Raw genomic sequence first — 6,644 nt, forward strand, 5'->3', positions numbered from 1 at the left:
AACATCACGCCAGCATCTGATTAATAAAAATCAGTGGCCCGACCAACACCACTGCCGCCGCGAGCACCAACACCAGTCGTGGCAGAAACGGGATCAGGAACACCAGCAACAGCGCACTGCCCATCAATGCCGCAAACCATTGCACCAGGCCCATGCCCGAGGGTGTGGAAGCCAGCGCCGCCCACAGCGAGAGCGCCAGGCACAACCAGCCGACGCCCTTGAACAAACGGCTGCGAGCAGGGCTGAGCTTGCCGTGCAGCAATTCACCGTAGTGTTTGGTCATGGACAGGCAGAGCGCGGTAAAACCCACGTAACACAGCAATGTCGCCAGCAACATCAGTGAACCTCGCTTTCAAGTCGGGCCGACGGTGAATGTCTTTCAACCGCAGCAGCTGCTATCGGCCGCAGCGGGCGGAATTTCCTGGCGCCCCAAGCCATGAAGAGTCCGGTAAACAACACTGTCAGATCAAAACCAATCAATACCCAATCATGCTTCTGCACTGAAGCGAGCAAGTAGTGGCCGCTGGTGACGATGTCCAGCAGCGGCAGACCGACAAATAACACCGCACCCAACATCAACTGCTCGCGCCACGCCTGACGGCCTTTGCGCAGCAGCGCATGCAGCACTGAAAGGCCCCAGACGCTGAAGAACAGAGTGATCTCCCAATCACTGCGCTCGGCCAGCCCGACCGGCAGCAAGCGATTCCCCCAGAAGAATGCAGCAACGGCAAGCATCAACCCGGCCATGCCTGCGATGTTGAGCACTTCCACCAGTCGCAGCTCAAAAGGCAAGACGCCGGTCTTGGCGTGTTTGACTTGACGTTTAGCCAGCCACATCACCAACCCGGTGCCGATCATGGCCGTCCCGGCAATACCAAATACGAAATACAGCCAGCGCAACAATGGCCCGGCAAACTCACCCAGGTGCAGCCCGTACATCGCGCCGGACACCAGTAATGGTCCGGAACGCTGAGTCGGCAACGTCAGCACCTCACCACTTACCCCGTTGAACACTACGTTAATACCCGGATCATGAATGACGCTGCTGCCAGCACCGGGCGACACCACGACCGTTGCCGCTGCATCACCCGGGTTATAGACCACCAGGCGACCCACCTCTTTGTCCGGCCATTGCTGCCCAGCCGCCCGCACGATCGGCGCAAGAGGTGCCAGGGCCGCAGCCGTGCCGGTTGTCTTACTAGTGTTGGTATTCGGAAAAACATCGGCAAAAAACGCCTGGGTGTCCTTGCCATAAGAGGCAACGATGCTGGCAGGCATGACCAGCGACATGAAGATCACCAGGCTGCTGTAGGTAATCATCAGATGAAATGGCAGCGCCAGAACACCAATCGCGTTATGCCCGTCCAGCCAGGAGCGTTGACCTTTGCGCGGACGAAAGGTGAAGAACTCCTTGAAAATTTTCTTGTGGGTGATGATCCCGGTGATCAACGCAATGAACATCAACATGGCGGCAATGGTCGACAACCAGCGACCCCAGGGATGCGGCATTTGCAGCTGGAAGTGGAACCGGTAGAAAAACTCTCCGCCCATGCTGCTGCGCGTCTGGATTTCTTCGCCGGTTTGCGGATCCAGGCTCTTGCGCATGAACGCGCCACGCTTGCCCTCTTGTTCTGCGGTCTGCCACATCAGCCCCAAGGCAGGTTTGCGCTCATCGGGCAGATCGATAAACCAGCGCGTGGCATTCGCCGCATGTTGCTGCAGATAAGCCTGGGCCCGATCGACACTGGCCTCGGTGTCGACCACCCGAGCCGGGATTTCCGGATGAGTCCAGCGGTTTATTTCGTCCTTGAAGTAGGACATTGTTCCGGTCAGGAATATCGCGAACAACAGCCAGCCGAATACCAGTCCGATCCAGGTGTGCAGCCAGGCCATTGCCTGACGAAAACCTTCCTTCATGACAACCACCGTCCCAGACCGAAAACAACCGCGAGAATGGCCGCAGGCAGCAGGATGCCTGCCCATGCCCGCCATGCCGTACGGCACGCAAAGCACCAGATCACCGCCAACAGATAGGCCAAAAATGACAGCATCATGCCGGTGACAACCGCATCGGCGCGGGGCATCGGCACCCATTGGGTGATGCACACGCTGGTCAGCGCAGCGATCAGATAACCGCCAAACAGTGCGGCCACGATACGCGAAGTGACCGCCAGCCGATAAGTCAGGGAGACACCGGCAGCTTTGGCTTTAGGCGTTCGTTTACGGGTTTGAGGAGCGTCCATCGTCGCGTCGTTCATCAATGAGCAATCGTCAGTAAAGGACAGCGCCCAGTGAAACATGAGCGTTGAATCGGCATGGGGATATCCTGATCGGGAGGCTATCGAGCAGGACATTCTTTGACGTCCCGCACGAACAGAACGCAATATTAATGATAAATATTCTCATACGCAAAAGAGTCTGCCAGAATCCGCGCAATTAAATGGTTCATTGCGGACTGCAGCAGTCATGCCCCTCGCCCAATACGCGCTCAACGAAACTGTCGAAGGCCTGTATCACGCCCATCACAACTGGCTGACGGGCTGGTTGCGGCGTCGGCTTGGCTGCCCGCACAGCGCTGCAGACCTGGCTCAGGATACATTCGTCAAAGTCCTGCTGGCCCGCGATACGCCGCAGATTATCGAACCCAGAGCATTCCTGACCACCATCGCAAAGCGCGTATTGTTCAACCACTACCGCCGTCAGGACCTTGAGCGCGCCTATTACCAGACGCTGGCAGAGATGCCGGAATGTGTCGCGCCTTCGGAAGAAGAGCGAGCGATCATTCTGGAAACATTACTGGAGCTGGACCAGTTGCTCGATGGCCTGCCTGTTGCGGTCAAGCAGGCGTTCCTGTTGTCGCAAGTCGACAGCCTCAGCCACGGTGAAATCGCCACACAACTGGGCATTTCCATCGCCACGGTCAAACGGCATCTGAGCAAGGCGCTGTTGCGCTGCTACTTCGCCCTATGAATCCGAACAACGAATCCCTGAACAAGTCAGACATCGCGCCGGCAGTGGCCGAGCAGGCGGTGAGCTGGCTGATCGAAATGCAGAGCGGTGCCCTCGCTCCGCTACGCCAGCAGGCCTGGCAGTTGTGGTTGAACAGCAATACCGAGCACCAACGAGCCTGGGCACATATCCAGCGGGTCAATCAGCGCTTGGGCGGGCTTTCGTCGCCATTGGCGCATGCCGCCATTAATGCACCGAGGTCCAGCAGTCGACGCCAGGCGCTGAAATTGCTCTTGCTGCTGGGCGCGGGGTCAGCAGCAGGCTGGGGCTTGCGCGATCAGCTTTCGCTGCAACCGTTGCTCGCCGATTACCACAACGGCGTGGGCGAGCGGCGCAAGATCGCGCTCGACGACGGCAGCGAAATCCACCTGAACACGGCGAGCGCCATTGACCTGCGTTTTGATGCCGAACAGCGCCTTATCAAGCTGCTGCAAGGCGAAATCATGCTGACCGTCGCGGACGATCCCCGGCCGCTGAAACTGACCACGGCCGAGGGCAGCATTCACCCGATATCGGCGGCAAGCCGTTTCGACGTGCGCCAGCTCGAAGGTAAAACGCAGTTGGCAGTATTCAGCGGCGCAGTGCAGTTGAACCCGACAACGTTCACTGGCCCTGGCTTGCAGTTACAGGCCACGCAGCAGGTGGTGTTCAACCGCAATGCATGGGAGCCGGTAAAGGCGCTGGACGCCAACAGCGGCGCCTGGGCCGATGGCATGCTGGTGGCAGCGCACATGCGTCTGCAGGACTTCCTCGCCGAACTGAGCCGCTACCGTCGCGGCCATCTGCAATGCGATGCGAAAGTGGCTGACCTGCTTATTTCAGGGAGTTATCCACTGGCCAACAGCGAGCGCATTCTGGACTTGCTGGAGGTGGCGTTGCCGGTGCGGGTCAAACGGTTTACCCGGTATTGGGTGAGTGTTGAGGCGCGGGTTTGAGCGTCAGGTCACAGCCTGAGTTGAAGTGAGACGTCTGTAGGAGTGAGCTTGCTCGCGATAACGGTAGACCTGTCAAGAAATTACTGTCTGGCCTGACGCTATCGCGAGCAAGCTCACTCCTACAGGGCCCGTGTTTGCTGCGCGACAGCGCGGCTGTCTGGACGACGGGGGCGCTCCTGCAGAGGCCAGCTTTTGCAGAAAGAAAGCAGCGAGTCAGCAAACTGATAATTATTTTTCAAAACCAGTGAGCCGTTTTCGATAGCTCGCGTGACAGACAGGGAAAGCACCTTAATCCTCTCGCCCAAGGACTCCTGTATGTCAGTTCGCCCCAGCCGTTTGTCTCCCCTGTCTCGCTCGTTGCGGCATATCGTATTTGGTGCCGGTCTTTCGCTGTGCAGCGTGCCGCTGGTGTATGCGGTCGATGCCGACAGCAAGACGTATCACATTGCGCCAAGCCCGCTGGAGAACGCACTGAATCAGTTCGGGCGCGAAGCTGGCGTGCTGATTTCTTTCGGCTCGCAAGTCACCAGTGGTTTGCAGAGCCGTGGACTGGAAGGTCAATACACGCCTGAACAGGGCTTGGCAGCGCTGCTCGAAGGAACAGGCCTGCAAGCCAATCCCGATGGGCAGAACGGCTTCACCTTGCAGCCGGTGAGCGCACAGGCTAATGGTCCGATTGAGCTGGGCGCGTCAACCGTCGTCGGCGACTGGCTGGGCGAGGCGCAACAGACAGACGTCTTTGAGCACCCAGGCGCGCGTGACGTGATCCGCCGTGAAGAAATCGAGCGGATGGGCGCCAGCACTGCACGGGAAGTGCTCAATCGCATTCCTGGCGTCAACGCCCCGGAAAACAATGGCACCGGCAGCCATGACATGGCGCTGAACTTCGGCATTCGTGGCCTCAACCCACGTCTGGCATCGCGATCGACGGTATTGATGGACGGCATCCCGGTGCCCTTCGCACCTTATGGTCAACCGCAACTGTCCTTCGCGCCGATCAGCATGGGCAACATGGATGCGGTAGACGTGGTCCGCGGTGGCGGTGCGGTACGTTACGGCCCGCAGAACGTCGGCGGGGTCGTCAACTTCGTGACCCGCGCCATCCCCGATGAGCCAACGCTCAAAGGCGGTTTCCAGACCGAAACCAGCCCGTCCTCCAGCCACGACGGCTTCAAGACCACGGGTAACGTGCTGGCGGGTGGCACTGCTGACAATGGCCTGGGTGGTGCGATTCTGTACACCGGCGTGCGCGGCGGCGACTGGCGCGAGCACAGCGATACCCAGATCGACGACTTGATCCTCAAGGGTAAATACCAGATCGACGATGCCAATAGCGTTAACGCCATGGCTCAGTATTACGAGGGCGAAGCGGATATGCCGGGCGGCCTGAACGTCGCCGCCTACAAGGAAGATCCCTATCAGTCGACGCGCTTGAAGGACAAGTTCTGGGGCCGTCGCACCATGGTCAACTTCGGTTATCGCTACGAAGAAGATGCGCGGGTTTTCACCGCCAATACATTCTTCACCAAGACGTTACGCAGCGGCTATCTGGAGCAAGGCAGCTTCGTTTCGCTGTCGCCTCGCGAGTATTGGGTACGGGGCCTGGAGACGCGCTTCTCCCAAGGGTTTGCGTTGGGCGAAAGCTGGCATGAAGTCGGCGTCGGTTATCGCTACATCAACGAAGCCGGGCACGAATTGCGCTACCGCGAAAACACCGTGAACAATGTGCTGCCAACCACCAGCAGCCCTTACGACCGCGATACCCGTGGCGCGACTGAAGCCAATGCGATCTACATTGATGACCGTATCGATATTGGCAAGTGGACCATCACGCCGGGCATTCGCTACGAGAGGATCGATACAGCGCAGTCCGATAACTTCAACAACCTCAAATACAAAGGCGACTACAACACCGCCCTGCCCGCTTTGAACGTGCTGTATCACCTGACCGATAGCTGGAACCTGTATGCCAACACCGAAGGCTCGTTCGGCAGCGTGCAGTACAGTCAGATGTCCAGCCGCATTGCCGGGGGCGAAGTCAAACCCGAGAAAGCACGCACCTGGGAATTGGGTACGCGGTACGACAACGGCAACCTGCGTGCCGAGATCGGCGCATTCCTGATCAACTTTGATAACCAGTACGAAACCAACCAGACCGACAGCAGCGTGATCGCCCGTGGTGAAACCCGTCATCAGGGGATCGAGACCAGCGTCAACTATGCGCTGGCCGGCCTGAACCCTGCGTTGGCGGGCTTCGATGTGTACGCCACCTATGCCTTTGTTGATGCGACTATTCGCGAAGACGGCCCGAACAAAGGCAACCGCGTGCCGTTTGCGTCGAAACACAAAGGCACCCTTGGCGTAGCGTATACCGAAGGCCAGTGGAAGCTGAATCTGGACAGTTCGTACCAGAGCGATCAATTCGCCGATAACGCCAACACCCGTACAGAAACAGCCAATGGCGCTGCTGGCAAGATCCCCGGCTACATGTTGTTCAGCACCCGTGCCGCTTACGATTTTGGCCCGCAGCTGTCTGACTTGAACGTCGCGGTCGGGGTGAAGAACATCTTCAACCACGAGTACTTCACCCGCTCGTTTGACGACAACAACCGAGGCAAATACGTCGGCGAACCACGCACGGTGTATGTGCAGACGTCTGTGGCGTTTTGATCCGCTAGCGGGTAACGCAGATCACCTGTA

At 58.6% G+C, this 6,644-nt stretch carries 6 protein-coding genes; 3 read left to right on the plus strand and 3 right to left on the minus strand.

What is annotated here, in order from left to right; translation table 11 throughout:
- Positions 1-4 precede the first annotated feature (4 nt).
- Genes AUC61_RS08865 through AUC61_RS08875 form a run of 3 tightly spaced genes read right to left on the minus strand, consistent with a single transcriptional unit; the run spans position 5 to position 2,258 of the window.
- A complete protein-coding gene (locus tag AUC61_RS08865; protein WP_243245563.1) occupies positions 5-337 on the minus strand; it encodes a DUF3325 domain-containing protein in 333 nt (110 codons plus the stop codon).
- Positions 337-1,917, minus strand: a complete 1,581-nt coding sequence (locus AUC61_RS08870; protein WP_243245564.1) for a PepSY-associated TM helix domain-containing protein — start codon at positions 1,915-1,917, stop codon at positions 337-339. Before AUC61_RS08870 ends, AUC61_RS08865 begins: the two co-directional genes overlap by 1 nt.
- A complete protein-coding gene (locus AUC61_RS08875; protein ID WP_422765158.1) occupies positions 1,914-2,258 on the minus strand; it encodes a DUF3649 domain-containing protein in 345 nt (114 codons plus the stop codon). Before AUC61_RS08875 ends, AUC61_RS08870 begins: the two co-directional genes overlap by 4 nt.
- Positions 2,259-2,466: 208 nt before the next feature.
- On the opposite strand from AUC61_RS08875, the gene AUC61_RS08880 reads away from it, so the two are divergent.
- The 3 genes from AUC61_RS08880 to fecA all read left to right on the plus strand — a co-directional run bounded on the left by AUC61_RS08880 (position 2,467) and on the right by fecA (position 6,614).
- Complete coding sequence (locus AUC61_RS08880; RefSeq protein ID WP_243245566.1) at positions 2,467-2,970, plus strand: sigma-70 family RNA polymerase sigma factor; 504 nt, start codon at positions 2,467-2,469, stop codon at positions 2,968-2,970.
- Complete coding sequence (locus tag AUC61_RS08885) at positions 2,967-3,944, plus strand: FecR domain-containing protein (RefSeq protein WP_243245567.1); 978 nt, start codon at positions 2,967-2,969, stop codon at positions 3,942-3,944. Before AUC61_RS08880 ends, AUC61_RS08885 begins: the two co-directional genes overlap by 4 nt.
- Positions 3,945-4,259: 315 nt before the next feature.
- Positions 4,260-6,614, plus strand: a complete 2,355-nt coding sequence (fecA, locus tag AUC61_RS08890; protein ID WP_243245568.1) for a TonB-dependent Fe(3+) dicitrate receptor FecA — start codon at positions 4,260-4,262, stop codon at positions 6,612-6,614.
- The last annotated feature ends 30 nt before the right edge of the window (positions 6,615-6,644 follow it).

This window comes from Pseudomonas maioricensis (assembly GCF_022790535.1).
In the GTDB taxonomy this organism is placed as follows: Bacteria; Pseudomonadota; Gammaproteobacteria; order Pseudomonadales; family Pseudomonadaceae; genus Aquipseudomonas; species Aquipseudomonas maioricensis.